This is a genomic window from Psychrobacter glaciei (assembly GCF_014652895.1).
Classification (GTDB): domain Bacteria; phylum Pseudomonadota; class Gammaproteobacteria; order Pseudomonadales; family Moraxellaceae; genus Psychrobacter; species Psychrobacter glaciei.
In genome coordinates this window covers 15,826-35,121 of the sequence record NZ_BMZR01000011.1, presented here as the reverse complement: position 1 = coordinate 35,121, position 19,296 = coordinate 15,826, and the positions used below count along the sequence as shown (strand labels likewise).

Below are 19,296 nucleotides of genomic sequence, written 5' to 3'. Positions count from 1 at the left end.
GAATACTTATGTGCGGAATAGTTGGGGCAGTCGCTGAGCGTAATATCGCCAATATCTTGCTTGAAGGTCTTAAACGTTTAGAATATCGCGGCTATGACTCAGCTGGTTTGACAGTCATTCGTGATGGTGAGCTACACCGCGAGCGCCAAGTCGGCAAAGTACAAGCATTGGTCGATGCTGTCGCGGTTAATCCAAACGCTTTTGATGGTCATATTGGTATTGCGCATACACGCTGGGCCACGCATGGCGAACCTGCACAACGTAACGCCCATCCGCACGTATCAGGCAAGATTGCCGTGGTGCATAACGGTATCGTTGAGAACTATGCCGAGCTAAAAGAAGAATTAATGGCTAAGGGCTATAAATTCACCTCGCAAACTGATACCGAAGTCGTTGCGCATCTAATTCATGACATTTATAAAAACACGCCTGATTTATTAGAAGCGGTTCGTGCGGTTATTCCATTACTCCATGGTGCATTTGCGCTTGGTATTGTGCATATCGATTGTCCAGATGAGCTAATTACCGTACGTTTAGGCTCACCTCTCGTCATTGGTGTGGGTATCGGTGAGAACTTTATCGCCTCCGATCAGTTGGCGCTATTACCCGTTACCAACCGCTTTATGTATCTAGAAGAAGGTGATATTGCAAAGCTGACTCGCAATAGCATTAAGGTCTATGCAGATGGTGTTGAAGTGCAACGCCAGATACATGAGATTGATGCCGCCCAACATAATGCGGATAAAGGTGAGTTTAAGCATTATATGCTCAAAGAAATTTATGAGCAGCCGGACGCAGTAGCACGTACTATCGAGATGGCCATAAATAATAGTGAAACCTCTAAATTACGCGATGACTTTTTGCAACGTCATGAAGTGCTACTAGCAGATATTCGCCATGTGCAAATCCTCGCTTGTGGTACCAGTTATCATGCGGGCATGGTAGCCAAATACTGGTTTGAAAGTCTGATACGGGTGCCCTGCTCAGTCGAAGTAGCCAGTGAATTCCGTTATCGTAACCCTGTCGTCGTCGATAACACACTGGTCATTTGTATTTCTCAATCTGGTGAGACGGCTGATACCTTATCAGCGCTGCGTGATACTCAGAAACAAACCCCAGCAGGGCTAGTTAGCTTAGCCTTATGTAATGTACCGACCTCATCGTTGGTACGTGAAACCGATATTTTCTTACCGACCCTCGCGGGACCTGAGATTGGTGTGGCATCTACTAAAGCCTTTACCACGCAGCTGGTGGCATTAATGCTATTGGTATTAAAGGTTGGTGTGGTTCAGAAACGTATGACTGGCGAGCGATTGAGCACATTGCTCGGTGAGTTACAACAGCTACCTGGTCAGCTGCATGCCAGCTTAAACCTAGATGCGCCTATCAAAACCATGAGTGAAAGCTTTGAAGATAAGAAAAGCTGCCTATTCCTAGGTCGTGGTATTCAATTCCCAATCGCCTTGGAAGGCGCGTTAAAACTCAAAGAAATCTCTTATATTCATGCGGAAGGTTATGCCGCTGGTGAGCTGAAACATGGTCCATTAGCTTTGGTCGATAAGGATATGCCTATCGTGGTGCTTGCACCCAAAGACAGTATGTTCGATAAGCTTAAAGCCAATATGCAAGAAGTTCATGCGCGTCACGGTGAGCTATTCGTATTCGCCAGTGAAGCCAGTCAAATGGTCGCAGAAGATCGTTTGCATGTAGTATATGTACCCGATGTTTGCGAGACGCTTGCCCCTATCGTTTATAGCGTGCCAGTACAGCTGCTGTCGTATCATGTTGCTGTGATGCGCGGAACCGACGTCGATCAGCCGCGTAATCTTGCAAAAAGTGTTACGGTTGAATAATTTTTACGTTTAGATAGTAAAAATTGTCTGCGAGTAATAAAGTATCATACTGAGTAATAAAGTATCAGCCTCTTGCTTACATATTCACCCCTGCTATTTTCGATTCAATAGCAGGGGTTTTTTATGCGTTCAAAAAACTGACCTCTACTATAAAATCTGTAAACTTGAACTTGAAAGAGATTAGGGCGTGTTGAACATTCGACCATGGCACTGACTCGCGAATGTTCAACACGCCCTAATCAATCAGCGTTCACTATCTCGATGAGATCGAAGGCTTCTCTTCAAAAAAATGATAAATATATATATTCATTTTTGTAGAAATACTTGTTACTATGACTGCCAGTCTATACAATGACCAGCAGTCACAACATGAATAGGTGTAGATTATGGGTATTCAAGAGCGCAAGATTCGCGAATTCGAACAACGCGGTCAGGAAATTCTCGATGCCGCTTTGAGTCTGTTTGGGTCAGATGACTGGGAACAAGTCACTGTTGAGCAGATTGCAAAAAAATCTGAGGTCGGTAAAGGCACTATTTATAAGCATTTTGAAAGTAAGAATGAGATTTATGTGCGACTCGCCATTCGCTTTCAAAAACGCATGGCAAGTGAAATAGGTCTTCTCGATCAGTCGATGCCTGTGCTCGACCGGCTTCGCTGTTATATTCGCGCGGCATGGGAGATGCACTTATCTAGTAAAGAGCTGCATCGAGTATTCATGTTTTGCAGCCGAGCTGAATTTCGCGCGCAACTGCCTAGTAATTTACTGACCGAGATGCAAGAAGCTGAATCGCGAGTCAGTATTTTTACCCACCAACTTATGGTTGAAGGTATTGAACAGGGCTTGTTTCCAAACAAACCGATCAATCTGCTAATTTTTGGCCTCCAGTCAATGTTTTGGGGTGCGATACAGCTCATATGGAGCGGTTATCTTGGCGACATTGATCATGAGCAACATTTGGAAGAAGTAACGAGTTTTATGATCGCTGGATTGGTACATCATAACCAGCCTATCCCGCAGACTAAAGACTAAGTAACACTATTAACCCCATTTTAAATTTTTAGCACGCCGACCTATACACGCTTTTTTTTACCTAACCGTGACCAACAGTCATATATAGACCAGCAGTCTTAAAAGAGAAATCAATCATGAACCCGCGTGCAAAAAGCTTAAAAAACTCACTGTACCCATCTGCTATTACACTACTGGTACTCGCCACTCTAGGAATGAGTACGACGGCTATCGCTCAGTCAGAATCGAACGCCAGTAATAAAAATGAGTCGAATTTCACAGTGGGTGCTGGTTTGGCTTACTCACCAGAATATGAGGGGTCAGAAGATTATAAGACCAGTGTCTTACCACTGCTTAATTATCGTAATGGTCGTTTTTTTGCGGGTGCGCTTGGCGGCATAGGCTATGACTTATCGACCAAAAAGGGTTTATCTATCGGGCCTGTTCTTTCTTACCAACCTGGGCGTGACGAGAGCGACCACGAACGCTTAAAAGGACTTGGTGACATTGATCCAAGCGCCAATTTAGGCGCTTTTGTGAAATGGGATCTAAAGCCATTTTCTGTGAATAGCACCATTAAGCAAGGCTTAGGTGGCGATGTAAGTGGCACTGAACTTAAATTAGGGGTTGGTTATGCGCTACCTTTAGGCCCTAAAGACAGCCTCAATTTTGATGCCTCTATAAATTGGGCGGATCAAGACATCATGGAGGGGTATTTGGGTGTCACACCAGAGCAATCGAATAGCTCTGGCCTTGCTACTTATGATGCCAGTGCTGGTATCAGACGTTATGGTGTGGGTGCCTCTTGGACTCATATCTATACACCGAAAGTGTTTTCAACGTTAAATGCTGGTGTTTATCAATTAGGTAGTGAAGCGGCGGATAGCCCAATTACCACATCACGTACTGGTGGTCTCGTAGGCGCTAGTGTCGGCTACAAATTCTGATAAAAAAGCTAATGATATTTTTAGCAACAACAGGCGTTAGATTTGATGTGCTACAACGCTCAGAGCAGTTACTTCAGGCACTAATAGGTGGTTGTAATAGTACATCCCGATAAGCCCTAAAACATAGCAAAACATAGAGAATTACAATGAATATTAAATACTGGGCTTTCCCCCTTAGTGTCGTACTGGCTTTGACAGCGGCATGTTCAAAAGAACCTGAGGTTATCGATACCAAGTCGGAAGAATCGAGTATTCGGACGGTTAGCGTAGATACGGTCATATTACGTCCTATGACTGGAAGTGTGACTGCTTCTGGATTACTGTTACCGCGCCAAGAAGTGGCAGTTGGTTCCGAGATATCAGGCTATCGAGTAGCTGAATTGCTGGTCGATGAAGGGTCAACCGTTAAGAAAAATCAGGTATTGGCTCGTCTTGATCCAAGTCTACTCTTAGCCAAAATTGCTCAAGCGGAAGCCAATCTTACTCAAGCTAAAACCCTTGCAAACCAGTCAAGCGCTGAAGCTGATCGCATCAAAGGCTATGAGGACATCGGTGCATTTTCAGAGGAAGAGATTGCGACCCGAGTGGCTAAAGCGAAGAATGCAGATGCTGGGGTTGAGGTAGCTCAAGCCCAATTAAATGAATTACAAACACAGCGCAACCTTATGGAAGTACGCTCTCCAGTAAATGGGTTTGTACTTGAGCGCATCGTGCGTCTTGGAGATGTCTCGGGGCAGTCGCAACCTATGTTTCGTCTTGCCAGCGATAGCTTAATTGAAATGGATGCTGAAGTACCTGAAGATGATCTTGCTACTATTACTATTGGTCAAGCTGCAACGGTCATATTACCATCGGGCGCTGAGTTACAAGGTAAAGTGAGACTACTATCACCTCGTATCGATCCAGAAACGAAACTGGGTCATGTGCGGGTACAGCTTCCAACCCACCCTGAGCTAAGAGCGGGTGGTTATGCGAAAGTTGTTTTTCAGCAGGTTTCTACACCTGTCCCTGCTGTCCCTGAAAAAGCCGTACAGTTTGAGGCCAGTGGTGCGCTATTAATCGTCATTGATAAAGACAATTTGGCGCGGCGTGTTGTGGTAGAAACTGGCGCTCGAACCGATGGTTTTGTTGAAATCAAAAACGGACCAGCCGTCGGTACTCGTGTTGCACTTGGCGGTGGTGCTTTCTTATTGAATGGTGATGCAGTCAATCCAATCAATAAAGCAAATGAGCCTGACGCTGTATCAGACAAGGTTGCACCAGCCACGAAGGTGACACCATGAATTTGCACATTTCGGCATGGGCAATTCGCAACCCAATCCCAGTTGTCCTCCTATTCATTGTACTCATGATTGCAGGGATGAGCGGTTACCGCGCTCTCCCTATTAAACTTTATCCAGACGTCTCATTTCCGATTGTCCAAGTAAGCGTTACCTTATCAGGTGCAGCAGCAAGCGAAGTTGAAACTCAGATTACTCGTACCGTTGAAGCTGCCGTATCCAATGTCTCTGGCGTCAAACATGTGCAATCCGTTGTCACACAGGGCTTGTCATCCAGTACGATTGAGTTCGAAATTGGTGAAGATGCACAAAAAGCAACGGACGAAGTTCGTTCAGCTATTGATCGCATCAGAAGCAGTCTGCCGTCTAGTATTGAAGAACCTATCGTACAGCGTTTTGATATAGACTCAGCACCTATCGTCACGTATGCCGTCTCTACCGAAACGATGACGGATGTCGAGCTTAGCTGGTTTGTAGAGGATACCGTCGCGCGTCAGTTAATTACGCAAGAAGGGGTCGCACAAGTCGATTTGGTTGGTGGCATCAACCGAGAGATTAATGTCACACTCGACCCCAATCGTCTGCAAGCATTAGGTTTGACAGCGCCCAATATCAATGATGCATTACGAACATCAAGCACCGATGTGCCTGGTGGACGTTCTGAAATTGGTGAGCGCGAACAAACAGTGCGCGTACTTGGCGCGGCCGAATCGGTACAAGCACTAAATAACTTGGTCATCCCTAGTATCAGTGGCAATACTGTTCAGCTCTCTGATGTTGCCACGGTCTCTAGTGGTGCAGCCGAAAGACGTGGATTTGCTTCTCTAAACGGTCAATCGGTCGTTGGCTTTCAAGTCAAAAAAACCAAAGCTGCCTCTGATGTTGCGGTAGCAGATGCCATTGCTAGCGCCACTAGCCAGTTGGCAAAAGACTATCCTGATGTAAAATTTGAGCGCATTGTATCGACAGCTACCAGTACACAAAATAGTTTTACGGCTACTCTGAGCGCTTTGATAGAAGGGATGTTGCTTGCCGCCATCGTAGTATTTCTGTTTTTACGTAACTGGCGCGCGACGCTCATTGCCGCTGCAGCGATGCCGATTTCTCTCATTCCGACCTTTGCGGTGATGAGCTGGATGGGTTTTAGCTTAAACATGATTACCCTACTCGCTCTAACGTTGGTTATTGGTATCTTGGTCGATGATGCGATCGTTGAGATAGAAAATATTCAAAAGCGTATTGAAACAGGTCAAAGCCCCTATGAGGCTTCATTGGTAGGGGCAGATGAAATTGGGCTGGCAGTAGTAGCAACCACAGCAACGATTGTCGTTGTATTTTTACCAGTATCATTGATGGGTGGTTTTGCCGGTCAGTTCTTTAAAGAATTCGGTTTTACGGTTGCTATTTCAGTATTGTTTTCACTGTTAGTCGCTCGCTTGTTGACTCCTTTAATGGCTGCCTATTTATTAAAGCCATCAACCAAACCACATGAACCAAAACCCTTTAAAGGTATTTACCGCACAGTGCTAGATCTTGCGCTCGTGTACCGTTGGACATCACTTGGTCTAGCTGGATTGCTACTCGGCGGCTCTGTTTTTCTAGCCACTCTGCTACCAACAGGTGTGACACCTCCACAAGATAACGGTATTGTTCAACTGTCTATTGAAGGCGCGCCTGGGGCAACCTTGGATGACATGCGCCGTAGTAATGATGTCCTAACCAAAAAATTGCTTGCTTTAGACGAGATAAAAACAGTATTTACCTCGATCGGTTCAAACTCTAGTAATGGTGATGTGAGCTCTGGGCAAGCAACGGTACTGCTTACAGAAGAAAGATCACAATCAACACAATCTTTCCAAAGCTCACTAGGTGCTCTATTGCTGAGTGTTCCTGACGTGCGTATCGGTTTTGGTCAGGCTGGCGGCGGCGGTAGTACCACGCTACAAATTGTTTTAGCCAGTGAAAACGCTGATGCGTTATCTGAATCGACTCTCAAGCTTGAACGCGAAATGCGTGAGCTTGCCGAGCTTAGTAATGTGCATCAAGTGACACCTAGACCCAGCTCGGAGCTGATTATAACGCCCAAACCAGCTGAAGCAGCTCGTCTGGGTATTACCTCTAGTACGCTTGGCTCAGTGATTCGTGTCGCCACCCTTGGTGATGTCGATTCCAATACTGCCAAATTCAATACAGGTGATCAGCGTTTGCCTATTCGTGTGCGCTTGCCTGATAGCGCACGTACCGATTTAAAGACCCTTGGAAACCTAGAAGTACCCACATCTAACGGAACCTCAGTTCCTTTGTCAGCAGTGGCTGATCTCAGTTTCCAACCGGGTGCATCACGTATTGATCGCTATGATCGTAAGCGCCGTGCCACTATCGAAGCACAGCTCAATGGCGTGACCTTGGGAGAAGCAACAGCCGCCATTGATCAACTAGATACTCTCCAGAACCTACCCTCTGACGTAACTCAACCTGCCTTTGGTGATAGTGAAACCATGAATGAGCTTTTTTCTAGCTTTGGTATTGCCATATTGGCGGGTATCGGTCTCATCTACGGGGTGATGGTGCTGTTATTCAAGAGCTTCTTTAAGCCAATTACGATATTAGCGGCATTACCTTTATCACTAGCGGGTGCTTTTTTGGGTCTATTGATAGCAGGCAGCTCGCTTGATTTGTCAGCACTGATTGGCTTATTGATGCTCATGGGGTTGGCGGCTAAAAACTCAATTTTATTGGTTGAATTTACCATTGAAGCTGAAAATAAAGGCGCATCACAAAGGGAGGCGTTACTCTCGGCTTGCCGTGAGCGTGTACGTCCAATCGTGATGACAACGATAGCCATGGCGGCGGGGATGGTTCCTACCGCGCTAGCACTGGGCGAAGGATCAGAGTTCCGTGCGCCTATGGCTATTGCCGTCATTGGAGGACTGATTAGCTCGACATTGTTATCACTTATTTTGGTACCCGTGGTCTATGAGTTGATCGAAGACTTTGAACTATGGATAAAACCAAAGCTGGCTAAATTGGTTGAGCTGCCACCAGAGAAAAATTTGGAGCCAGTCGCAGCGAAAAGAGAAAATAACGAACACGATTAATCACTTACTTAATACAAGCATTCGCTCTCTTGAGCGTTTACGTGCAAAGCCTTTAGCAGATAGCAAATGAAACATACCTGCTGTCTGCTGGGGTTTGCAAAATTTGAAAGTTGATAAATATAATATAAGGATAAAATTATGTTAAAACAAATAACCGCTCCAGACCATGTCATCGCCCTATCCCTCGATGGAACGCTGACTGGCGAAGGCCTACAAGAATATCGTCATGTTTTGGAAAAAAAGCTACAAGAGCATGATCAAATTGGTCTCTATATTGATATCACAGAGCTGACGGACATGACTGCGAATTCGATAGTAGAAGGAACTAAAGCGGACATGGAGCTATTTAGCCACATAAAGCAGCTTAAGAGATGTGCTTTTGTGTCAGATAAAGAATGGCCGAAAGCGGCTATCTCAATTGCTGATCGACTACTGCCGATGTTAGAGATGAAAGTATTCTCTTCAAGTGAGAAAGCAGACGCCTTAAGCTGGGCAGCTGAGAAATCCGAGCAGCCTATAGAAAAGCGTGGCGCCATTCATTTCTTGCCTACGAATAAAGACAACGTGCTCGCTTTTGAGGTGGACGGTGTATTGTCCTCAAGTGAAATGCCAAGCGTCACGCAAAAGCTTGAGCAATTCCTTAATGATTATGACACGGTAAGATTGCTTGCCCGAATGAAAAACTTTGATGGTTTCGATCCCTCTATCCTTATACACAGCAGCGGCTTACTATCCATGAAAGTGGCTGCTATGAAAAAGCTAGAGCGCTACGCTATCGTCGGCGCACCGCGCTGGATGTGTACATTCATTGAAACGATGAACCCAGTTTTTCCAAAAGTGGACATCAAAACCTTTACTGCCGATCAGGAAAATGAGGCACTTGCTTGGCTTGATGCTGAGCTGGTGAAATAGCCTTTATAGAACGATAACTGACATATTTGCTTTTACCAACAGCTCTTCAAAAGAAGGGCTGCTCTATTTGTAAGTCGAACTAATAATAATATTGGCTCAATGAGACATTTAAACGCTTACTTTAGAAGCGTCTTGATATGTTCTCAATATTCAAAATTACTGCACTTATATTCTATTGATATGATTTAGGACACCATCAAATGGTCAGAAAACATGCTCAAACAACATGGGCTTTACTATCGGCGATAGTAATATTGAGCATATTAGCGATACTTTTTCTGCTGACACTGTTCATCTAATGACAGTCTCGGTATATGACAGTCTCGGTATATTTTTAAGCAAATACGACTAAAGGTAGACATAACAGTCTAGAGTGAAATGGACACTAGGTTTTTGAGGTTACTAGTTTTTGAGGTTACTAGTTTTTGAGGTTACTAGTTTTTGAGGTTACTAGTTTTTGAGGTTACTATATGGTATCTGACACGTCATTTTTATTAATAGGAACGTTGGCGATGCAAGCCAATACCACCAAAGACACTGTGCGCCATTATCATGATATGGGTTTACTAAAATCCCGTAAGCGCCAAGCAGGTTCGCGCCTATACACTGAGTTTCATCCAGAATGTGTAGAGCGTATCGACCTGATTAAAAATGCACAAGCGGTCGGTTTTAATCTCAACGAACTTAAAGTCTGGTTGAATGATTATTACGATGGCACTCTCGATATTGATAAGCAAATGGATGTAATTTCAGAAAAGATTGCTCAAGCGCAGCGTCAACAAGTCAATTTAATCAATGTGATTAACCAACTTAGTGCGCGCCATACCGCTTTAAAAGAAATGAAATCAGATAATATTGGCAAAGCAAATATTCAATAATGCATTGGCGATTGCCAACAGCAGACGCAGTGACCCTTCGTCATCCAAAGAAAAGCGGTCAAAGTGCTAAAACATAGTCGCAGTGACATTCCATCTATAAGATAAATTGTCACTGCGACAGTCGTGCTTAGCGGAGATTAATTATTTTTGATCTCTTTCTAATACCACTCGATAGCGAGCGTTACCGCTTTCTAGTCTCTCGAATGCTTCATTTATCTCAGACATTTTATAGGTTTCAGTCACTGGCTGAATATTATGTCGAGCAGCAAAATCCAGCATTTTTCGCAGGGTCGACGGTGAGCCGACTGGCGAGCCTGATAGGCTGTTTTGAGCCATGATCATTGGCGCAGCCACTATCTCTAACGGCGCTTCTAATAGACCAACAAAATGCAGTTTACCTTTTGGTCTCAACGTCTTAATAACGACATCCCAATTCATATCAACGTTCACTGTTGATATGATTAAATCAAAAGAGCCCGCTGCTTTTTTGATTTCGTTCTCATCTCTTGAGTTTAAAGAGTGATGAGCACCCAACTCTTTTGCTTCTTCCATCTTTGATTCGCTGGTAAATGCTGTCACTTCACAGCCCCACGCATTAGCAAACTGAAGCGCAAGATGACCCAGACCACCGATACCGATAACCGCTACTCTAGAGGTTGGTTTGATATCGTATTGCATTAGGGGGTTAAATACTGTGACACCGCCACACAGCAGTGGCCCTACCGCATTGAAATCAAGCCCTTCAGGAATTTTGATAACGCTGGTATCTTTTGCGCGTACTTTATCTGCAAAGCCGCCATGGTTACCAATGATAGTTCCTTCCTGCTTAGCGCAGAGGTTATGGTCACCGCCGATACATAGGTCACAAATGTTGCAGTAGCCTTTATGCCAACCAAGTCCGACTTTATCGCCAAGCTCAAGATGCTTTACGTGCTTGCCTTTTGCGAGGACTTTGCCTGCAACTTCATGCCCACCGACAAACGGATATTCGGTCATACCCCATTCGTTTTGCCACATAGAAAGATCACTGTGGCAGACACCGCAGCTATGCACTTCGATTTCTACTTCGTGATCGCCTAGAGTACCAGGATCATATTGATAAGGCACAAACTCGCCGCCTTTCTCTTTTGCTGCGTATGCATTAATCATCATTATTCCTTATTTAATAGTATTTATGGAGGAGTGCTCATAACAAATGAGCCAGTCGTTTCTAACGATTCAAATTTTTCCCATTCAAAAAAGGGTTGTCGATAAGTTGAACTGGTCTGACCAAAGATTGGTTAAGTTATACCATCCAAGCCAATAGTTGTAAGACTATCATAATACAAAGCCTCGTACTTGAAAGGCGACGAATCACCAACACTATCGCTTTGCCGCCTCAATCTGAATGTTCAGCATGATTGTCGAAAGAGACATTGGATTCATAATGACATGCATGGCTTTGCGATAGTAACTAGCAGGGCAATCACATCGTTTGTGCTTGTGTGCTTATAAAATGACAACAAGCCCATACTCAATCAATAAGTATGGGCTTGTCTGTGTTAGACCTAGCATTATTACTGCTAATGCTAGGTCATGTATACGATCAAATAAAGACGTTAAATCATATTTTACTGTCCGTCGTTGTCTGCTCTTTGCCACTTGGCACAAGCCATTTAGCAAACCATCCTGACAAATCATCCATCAACGTATAGACGACTGGGATGACCACCAAACTCAACAGCGTTGAAGTCACTAGACCACCCAATACCGCTGCTGCCATCGGTCGCCTAAAAGTAGGGTCAGCATCACCCCAACCAAACACCAATGGCAACATGCCCGCCCCCATTGCAATGGTGGTCATGATGATAGGACGCGCACGCTTATGACAGGCATCAATAATCGCCTCAAAACGTGCCAGCCCGCGACGTTGGGCAATCAAGGCATAATCAACCAACAGAATCGAGTTTTTGGTCGCAATACCCATGAGCATAATAAAACCAATCATCGAGGGCATCGACAGGCTACTGTTGGTAATAACCAAGCCGACAAACGCACCGCCTATCGATAGAGGCAATGCCATCAAAATGGTAAATGGCTGCAACAAACGACCAAATAGTAAGATAAGCACGCCTAATATACAAACCACACCGACGGACATCGCAATGATAAAGCCACTAAAAAGATCTGCCATATTTTCGGCTTGACCTTGATCGATGATAGTAATCAAAGGCGGCAATTGTTGCATGGTCGGCACTGACTTGACCGCTTGTACCAAATCGCCTAGCTCACCATCTGCCGGCTGCACCGTAATGCTAATGGCGCGCTCTCGATCCAACCTACTTATCTGAGCAGGACCTGTGCCAAAATCTAACGCAGCGACTTCGCCCACACGTACCCCTTGACCTGCTGGTAGTGAGTTTGGTACGTACAAGCCCTCTAATTGACTGACATTTTGCTTGGCGACATCTGGCAGACGCACCACAATAGGAATCTGACGCGTATCAAGATTGAGCTTGGATAAGCGCTGCTCGTAGTCGCCGACAGTCGCCACACGTAAAGTCGTAGCGATATCTTGCGTGGTCACGCCTTTATCAGCCATCGCCAGTCTATCAGGCGTGACGGTGAGCTCTTGACGTGGCAAACTGCGATCACTGGTCACAGCACCTACGCTTGGCAAACCTCGAATTTCAGTCATGATCTGCTGAACAGTCTGCTCAAGCAGCTGTGGACTGGTACTGGTTAACGAAAAATTATAGCCACTCTCACCACCACTTGATAGTCCAACGGTAAAGCGAGCGCCAGGTACTTCTGTCATCAACTTACTGATTTTACGTTCTATTTCTTGCTTAGTGCCCCGCTCCGCACGCGGTGCAAGCACAATATCCAAACTGGCAATATTCTCCGCTTTGCTACCACCAGACTCTGAGCTCAGGGATGCTTGTGCTTCTCCCACTGACGTAAAGATATTCGTCACCTCAGGCATGGCTAAAATGCGCGCACTGGCAAGCGCTGACACGCGCTCCGTATCTGCGAGCGACACATCAGGGGTTAGCTCAATCGCCACACGGGTTTGGTCAATATCGTTGTCTGGAATAAAAGAAGTCGGTAGTAGTTTCACTAATGCCAACGAGGCCACAAACAACACCAACGTTGCACCCATAGTTAACCAACGATGATGAAGCGTCCACGAGACAATTTTGAGATACCACGTCATCAATGCACTTTGCTTTTCGACATGCTTTTTCTCGGGTCGTAAGATGTATGCAGCCATCATAGGTGTGATCAGACGCGCCACCATAAGCGATGCAAAAATCGATAACGCAGCCGTCCAACCGAATTGACGGAAAAACTGCCCAACAATACCACCCATAAAGGCCGTCGGTAAAAACACAGCAATCAAGGTAAAGGTAGTGGCGACAACAGCCAAACCAATCTCATCAGCGGCTTCCATCGCCGCTTCATAAGGCGTCTTGCCCATCCTTAAATGCCTGATGATGTTTTCGACCTCGACGATTGCATCATCGACCAGTACCCCAATGACCAATGACAATGCCAGTAGTGAGATAATATTGAGACTAAAGCCAAATAAGTACATACCTAAGAAGGTAGGAATCACTGACAGCGGTAACGCCACAGCGGCAACAATAGTCGCCCGAATATTGCGTAAAAACAGAAATACCACCACCACGGCAAGCAAACCACCTTCGATCAACATGCGTAATGAAGCTTGGTAGTCTTCCGCAATAGGCGTCGCTCGATCATAGACCTTTTCAATACTGATATTGCCCACATCGGCAGTCAACTTGGCAAGCTCGTCATCGACCAGTTCCATTACCTCAACTTCACTGGCACCACGCGAGCGAGTGATATTAAATGCAACCACCGTTTGACCGTCGAGCTTAGCGATAGAGCTAGGATCAGCCGCACCATCAGTGATTTGCGCCATACGTCCAAGCGCTTGAGTGCCACCTGTAGGGACAGCCACTTGTAGGTCATTAAGCTCGCCTGCACGCTCGACCGCGCCCAAAACGCGAATGGTTTGGGTGGTTTTACCCACTTCTGCTTCACCCCCTGAGCTGTCTTGTTGAATACCTGCTATTTGCTGTGACAGCTGGGTAATTGAAAACTTCAAGCCACTCAAAGTGATAGGATCAGCTGCGACCGTAATCTCACGCTGAAGCCCACCGATACGACCGACTGTACTAACACCTGGTATATCAGAGAGCCGTTTAGTGATCGTGTCATCTACGAACCATGACAGATCCTCTACACTCATATTGTTAGCAGCGACAGAGTAAGTAACAACCGGAAATCCTGCGGTAGACACCTTAGTGATGATGGGATCGTTGGCGGCAGCTGGCAGATCACCACGCACTTCGCCAACCGCTGATCTTACGTCGTCGACCGCTTCTTGAATGTCTTTCTCTAATGTAAACTCAGTGGCAATGGTCGCCGCACCCGTCTGTAGGGTGGTGCGAATATGACTCACACCTTCGATACTGGTTAGTTTGTTTTCAATCTTCTTTGCGATATCGTTTTCAAGCTGTGAGGGAGCGGCACCGGGCAATGTCACCATGACTACCACCGCTGGCAAGTCTATATCTGGAAACTGCTGAACCTTCATTTTCATAAAGCCATAAATGCCGCCTAAGGTCAGGAGCACAAACAGCAAAATAGCCACGAGCGGATTTTTGATCGAGTAAGCGGAGACGTTTAAGCTCATGATTGTGCCTGCGTTGCTGTACTCGTTTGGCTCACGCCTTTAACAATACGCACCAAATCCCCATCGTTCAAAAAACTGCCGCCCTGTTTTACGATACGACTATCGCTTGGCAGAGGCTCTAGCACTGCTACGTTCTCACCAAGTCGCGCGCCCAAAGTCACTCGCTGTTGCTTGATACGACCCATGGACTTACCATCTTGGTTTGTAAGACTGGTCACTAGCATCACATAATCATAACCGTCATTGCTGACGATGGCGCTATTAGGAATCGTTTGGGTGCTGGCACTCCCTAATAGAAACTCGCCAGTCTGATACATGCCTGCGCGTACTTTTGAGTTGGCCGCTAGACTCGCATAAATAGTGATCTGGCGGTTATTTTCCGCCGTCGGTGCGATACGGCTCACTTGTCCCATCACTGAATCACCATTTGGCAATCCTACTCGCACCGATGTACCGACATTGATGTCACCGATAAGTTTAGGATCTATATCTGCCCGCCACTCCAAAACACCACCTTTGATAATCGTGAACAGTGGCTCACCGCCAGCCACCATCCCAACTTCCACCATTTTTTCACTGATAATACCGCTGACAGGCGCCACAACCTTTGAATTGTCTATCGTCAAGCGCTGATTATTTAAGCGAGCTTTGGAGGCCTGCAAAGACGCTCTAGCACGCATCTCAGAGGTACGATAGCGATCGGCCTCTTGTTTGCTAATGGCATCAATATCTACCAATGGCAAGACACGTGCGGCATCAGCGCTGGCATTGGCAAGCGTTGCTTCAGCTTCTGCCACATCGGCCTCTGCTTGCAAAACTTGCTGCTCCATGGCATCGGTATCAAATATCGCTAATACTTGACCTGCTTTGACCCGCTCACCTTCCTCAACCAGTACGCGCTCAATAGCCACACTATTGACTTTAGCGCTAACATTAGCCACATCCTTGGCATTGATGGTGCCGTCAGCACTTAACGTATTGCCAATCGTATCTTGGCTTGGCATCACCGTTTCTACCGATAATACAGATTGTTCTGTACTAGTGTCGCTAGTAGGGGTGCCATCATTTTGTGTACTGGCAGATGCTAGCGCCTCGTCATTCATCGCTTTATCACCAGTACCCCAGTATTTTCCAAGCAGAACACCCATGACCAGCACAATGCCCAATACTGGCAACAACCATAGCGGCAATTTCGACGAAGACTTATTAGCATTAGCCAGCGTGTCAGGTTGACGATATGGTGGCAACTCAGATTGAGGAGATGGTTTAGGATTGGTTTCTTCAAGATCGCTCATGATAGGTCTCTATAAATACGGGCAATAATAAAAATTAAGATAGTCGGTCATTGGAATGTGTTTTTTGATCGCACACTCTGGCAATACCGAGCCTATCCCACTAACGATGGGGTCAGTAGTAAAAGAGCAAAGGCAGATTGGCTAAATGAAAATGGGATAACAGTGGCACAAGCAGGCGTAGACGTCTGTTTCATAATACATCCTTGTATAAATATTCAGACAGTTGAAAAGTAGTGGTACAAATAACACGATAATGATGCAACCTCATAAATTGCCACACTACTCGATGCATATCAATGACAATCAGCGAACACATGAGTTAGTATTAATAGATAAAAACTACCAAAGAGCCATTTTCATCAACTAAAGCGATGGCAGAAAAAATGATGCATAAATTATTGATTTCGCTCGCTCTTTATATTCATTGTTTAGGGCCTGTCCTCATTTTAAAAATGGTGATAAATATGAGATAAATTGCCGTCAAACGAGGAAAATAGCGCAGATAATATCGGGATATTAACCAGCTGTTTAACGATGTTTGGCAAAATTTAGCCATTTTTAGCCCATTTAGATATGATCAATTGAATTGAGGACACGCCCTAGCATTAAATGATGAATATTACTAAAAATAAGAAATAACACCCTGAATTATTCGGTAAGAATATAGAGAGAAAAACTCTGCTATGCATTGGTGTAACGGCTGGCCTCTGGCATCCAGCGATGGATCAGCTGGCTGACATCTGCTTTACGTGCAGGATCTGCAATTAAGTGTTTGGCGAGACGCTGAGCAATCGCAAATAATTGCTCATCACGGATCAAATCCGCCAAATAATAACCAACATTGCCCGTTTGACGTTTACCCAACAGCTCACCTGGCCCGCGCAGTTCCAAATCTTTTTGGGCAATAACAAAGCCATCGGTGCTGTCGCGCAATACATTTAGACGCTCAGTGCCTGTCTCTGATAACGGCTTTTGGTATAGTAGAACGCAGAAGCTTTTGGTCGAACCACGCCCGACTCGTCCACGCAATTGATGCAATTGCGATAGACCCAAACGCTCGGCGTTCTCGATAACCATTAGCGAAGCATTCGGCACATCGACGCCAACCTCGATGACCGTTGTGGCAATGAGCAAGTCAAGATTTCCGGATTTGAATGCTTGCATGATGGCTTGTTTATCAACGGATTTCATCTTGCCATGGACAAGACCAATACGAATATTTAAGCGCTCATTTAAGTCCTCGTAAGTGGCTTCAGCGGCTTGTGCATCCAGCACGCTAGACTCTTCCACCAGCGAGCAAACCCAATACGCTTGCCTGCCCGCCTCACAATTAATCGCAATACGTTCGATCACCTCATCACGGCGGTTACGATCAATCGTCACCGTCGTAATTGGCGTGCGACCCGGTGGCAGCTCATCAATGATGGAGGTATCCATATCGCCGTAGACACTCATCGCTAGCGTACGCGGAATAGGTGTTGCCGTCATTATTAGCTGATGTGGTGTGCTATTGGCCACGCCTTTACTGGTCAAAGCCATGCGCTGCTCGACACCGAAACGGTGCTGCTCATCGATAATAACCAAGCCCAATTTAGCAAACTGTACTTGCTCTTGAAATAACGCATGGGTGCCGACGACCACTTGCACGGTGTTTTCAGCCACAGCTACCAACGCTTCACGGCGCTGCTTTGCGGTTTGCTTACCCGCCAGCCAACCAACCCCAACGCCTAAGGGTTCAAACCATTGTTTAAAATTAACCAAATGCTGCTCTGCTAAAATCTCAGTCGGTGCCATAACAGCCACTTGCCAGCCACTATCAAGCGCATATCCTGCGGCACCTGCCGCCACCAACGTTTTGCCAGCGCCTACGTCCCCTTGTACCAGTCGTAGCATCGGAATAGAAGTCGCCATATCGGCCGTGATGTCTTTCATCACTCGTTGCTGCGCGCCCGTTAAATCAAACGGCAACGCGGCAAATAATTGATCAGCCAATGGGCTTTTAGTGGCACATTTAGGGGCTTTATGCTGATGCAATTGCTGACGACGGTACAATAGACTGAGTTGATGCGCGGTCAACTCTTCAACGATCAAGCGCTGACAAGCAGCATGGGTGCGAGCACTTAGTTGGGTCAATAGCTGATACTGCCGCCCAGCATCGGTATAAGTTGGTGGAGTGTGCAACAGTACCAAGGCTTCAAATATCGTCAGGGTATAGACATTATTAGCGGCCATCGTATCGAGATTATGATTCATCGCGTCATACGTTGCATCATAATCAGCGGGATGGGCTTTATTGACACTATTACTGGTAGCATTGTCGGGCACACTGCGGGCGAGCGTCGAAAAAATATCTTCAGACTCATACGCTTCTATTACCGATTTTTTTGGTGGTTCAAAAGGTACCAATGGTAAATCCGCAACGACGGCAAAATCTTCATTGGTAAACAGCGTCATCGGTAGACCCTGACTACGCACCGTTTGCAGTGCCAACTTAATCAAGGTACGCAATTTATTCTGATGCAAGCCTTTGACACTGGGATAAATGGGCTGCAACCCAGTATTAGTCATCACACTGCTATCAGTGATAATTTGATATTCGGGATGGTGCATCTGCTTGCCATAACGGCTGACTTTTACTTCGCCGAACAATTGCAATTGTGTACCCAAACTCATGGTCTGCGCCAGACCACGATAGACCTTAAAGAACCGCAATGATATCGTATCGGTGTCATCGTCTACAATTACGGTCATGCCACTGCGCTTGACATCGACGTGTACCACACGCCCAGTGATTAATGCTGCTTGTCCATGCCCCACGTCTGCTATCGATACCAGTCGGCTACGATCTTCATAATCTCGTGGCAGATGCAGCAGCAAATCAAATATTCGTATGATACCCAACTGCGCGAGTTGCTCAGCAACCTTAGAGCCGACGCCTGCCAACGCAGTCACTGGCATATCGAGTGCCGATAGAGGTTGCTCAGATATCCCATGAGCGGTTGACTGGGCTGAGGAAGGAGCTGAAGCGTGACTGACCGACATGGGCATCAAAAATCCTAACGATATTGGTTTTAAATTCCGTAAGCGCAAAATGTTTTATTAGAGCGTGTCCTAAGCATTCTACTGCTAGTAACGAGCTGCAAAGGTGATAGCAATCAACCAACTATCAAAATACTGAATCAGTCTCATTATAACTGACAACATGATTGATTATGCTAAGCTATTTAGTAATACTGCGTTTAGACACTTTGTCGAGAAATACATCCAGTCTACTTTATGGATAAGCAACTTTATCGATAAATGGCTTTGTCGATTTGG

The 19,296-nt window shown here is 45.7% G+C and carries 11 protein-coding genes; 7 read left to right on the top strand and 4 right to left on the bottom strand.

What is annotated here, in order from left to right; genetic code table 11:
• Positions 1–8 precede the first annotated feature (8 nt).
• From glmS to IE130_RS13855, 7 genes are all read left to right on the top strand, one after another.
• On the top strand, positions 9–1,853 hold the full coding sequence (gene glmS / locus IE130_RS13885; RefSeq protein ID WP_189586987.1) for a glutamine--fructose-6-phosphate transaminase (isomerizing): 1,845 nt from the start codon (positions 9–11) through the stop codon (positions 1,851–1,853).
• Between the two features lie 386 nt (positions 1,854–2,239).
• The gene (locus IE130_RS13880; protein ID WP_189586985.1) at positions 2,240–2,884 is read left to right on the top strand and encodes a TetR/AcrR family transcriptional regulator; all 645 of its coding nucleotides are present in this window, start codon (positions 2,240–2,242) and stop codon (positions 2,882–2,884) included.
• A 116-nt stretch (positions 2,885–3,000) separates the two neighbouring features.
• A complete protein-coding gene (locus tag IE130_RS13875; RefSeq protein ID WP_189586983.1) occupies positions 3,001–3,810 on the top strand; it encodes a MipA/OmpV family protein in 810 nt (269 codons plus the stop codon).
• 146 nt (positions 3,811–3,956) lie between these two features.
• Complete coding sequence (locus tag IE130_RS13870; protein WP_189586980.1) at positions 3,957–5,093, top strand: efflux RND transporter periplasmic adaptor subunit; 1,137 nt, start codon at positions 3,957–3,959, stop codon at positions 5,091–5,093.
• Positions 5,090–8,188, top strand: a complete 3,099-nt coding sequence (locus IE130_RS13865; RefSeq protein ID WP_189586978.1) for an efflux RND transporter permease subunit — start codon at positions 5,090–5,092, stop codon at positions 8,186–8,188. The genes IE130_RS13870 and IE130_RS13865 overlap by 4 nt, the downstream gene beginning before the upstream one ends.
• A gap of 138 nt (positions 8,189–8,326) precedes the next feature.
• Positions 8,327–9,100, top strand: coding sequence for a SpoIIAA family protein (locus IE130_RS13860; protein WP_189586976.1), 774 nt, complete (start codon positions 8,327–8,329; stop codon positions 9,098–9,100).
• A 470-nt stretch (positions 9,101–9,570) separates the two neighbouring features.
• Complete coding sequence (locus IE130_RS13855; protein WP_189586974.1) at positions 9,571–9,978, top strand: MerR family transcriptional regulator; 408 nt, start codon at positions 9,571–9,573, stop codon at positions 9,976–9,978.
• A 141-nt stretch (positions 9,979–10,119) separates the two neighbouring features.
• Here the strand turns inward: IE130_RS13855 and ahr are convergent, their stop codons facing one another.
• From ahr to recG, 4 genes are all read right to left on the bottom strand, one after another.
• Positions 10,120–11,127 carry an NADPH-dependent aldehyde reductase Ahr gene (ahr, locus tag IE130_RS13850; protein WP_189586973.1) on the bottom strand — a complete coding sequence of 336 codons (1,008 nt, stop codon included), beginning with the start codon at positions 11,125–11,127 and terminating at the stop codon, positions 10,120–10,122.
• A 454-nt stretch (positions 11,128–11,581) separates the two neighbouring features.
• Complete coding sequence (locus IE130_RS13845) at positions 11,582–14,683, bottom strand: efflux RND transporter permease subunit (protein ID WP_189586971.1); 3,102 nt, start codon at positions 14,681–14,683, stop codon at positions 11,582–11,584.
• The gene (locus tag IE130_RS13840; RefSeq protein WP_189586969.1) at positions 14,680–15,978 is read right to left on the bottom strand and encodes an efflux RND transporter periplasmic adaptor subunit; all 1,299 of its coding nucleotides are present in this window, start codon (positions 15,976–15,978) and stop codon (positions 14,680–14,682) included. Before IE130_RS13840 ends, IE130_RS13845 begins: the two co-directional genes overlap by 4 nt.
• A 681-nt stretch (positions 15,979–16,659) precedes the next feature.
• Positions 16,660–19,026: an ATP-dependent DNA helicase RecG gene (recG, locus tag IE130_RS13835; RefSeq protein ID WP_227676227.1), complete on the bottom strand. Its 2,367-nt coding sequence runs from the start codon at positions 19,024–19,026 to the stop codon at positions 16,660–16,662.
• Between the last annotated feature and the right edge of the window lie 270 nt (positions 19,027–19,296).

What these genes read in the sequence shown, in the direction of transcription:
- IE130_RS13840 (WP_189586969.1), bottom strand. Translation starts at nt 15,978, where the DNA reads ATGAGCGATCTTGAAGAAACCAATCCTAAACCATCTCCTCAATCTGAG.
- IE130_RS13855 (WP_189586974.1), top strand. Translation starts at nt 9,571, where the DNA reads ATGGTATCTGACACGTCATTTTTATTAATAGGAACGTTGGCGATGCAA.
- recG (WP_227676227.1), bottom strand. Translation starts at nt 19,026, where the DNA reads ATGCCCATGTCGGTCAGTCACGCTTCAGCTCCTTCCTCAGCCCAGTCA.
- glmS (WP_189586987.1), top strand. Translation starts at nt 9, where the DNA reads ATGTGCGGAATAGTTGGGGCAGTCGCTGAGCGTAATATCGCCAATATC.
- IE130_RS13870 (WP_189586980.1), top strand. Translation starts at nt 3,957, where the DNA reads ATGAATATTAAATACTGGGCTTTCCCCCTTAGTGTCGTACTGGCTTTG.
- IE130_RS13875 (WP_189586983.1), top strand. Translation starts at nt 3,001, where the DNA reads ATGAACCCGCGTGCAAAAAGCTTAAAAAACTCACTGTACCCATCTGCT.
- IE130_RS13880 (WP_189586985.1), top strand. Translation starts at nt 2,240, where the DNA reads ATGGGTATTCAAGAGCGCAAGATTCGCGAATTCGAACAACGCGGTCAG.
- ahr (WP_189586973.1), bottom strand. Translation starts at nt 11,127, where the DNA reads ATGATTAATGCATACGCAGCAAAAGAGAAAGGCGGCGAGTTTGTGCCT.
- IE130_RS13845 (WP_189586971.1), bottom strand. Translation starts at nt 14,683, where the DNA reads ATGAGCTTAAACGTCTCCGCTTACTCGATCAAAAATCCGCTCGTGGCT.
- IE130_RS13865 (WP_189586978.1), top strand. Translation starts at nt 5,090, where the DNA reads ATGAATTTGCACATTTCGGCATGGGCAATTCGCAACCCAATCCCAGTT.
- IE130_RS13860 (WP_189586976.1), top strand. Translation starts at nt 8,327, where the DNA reads ATGTTAAAACAAATAACCGCTCCAGACCATGTCATCGCCCTATCCCTC.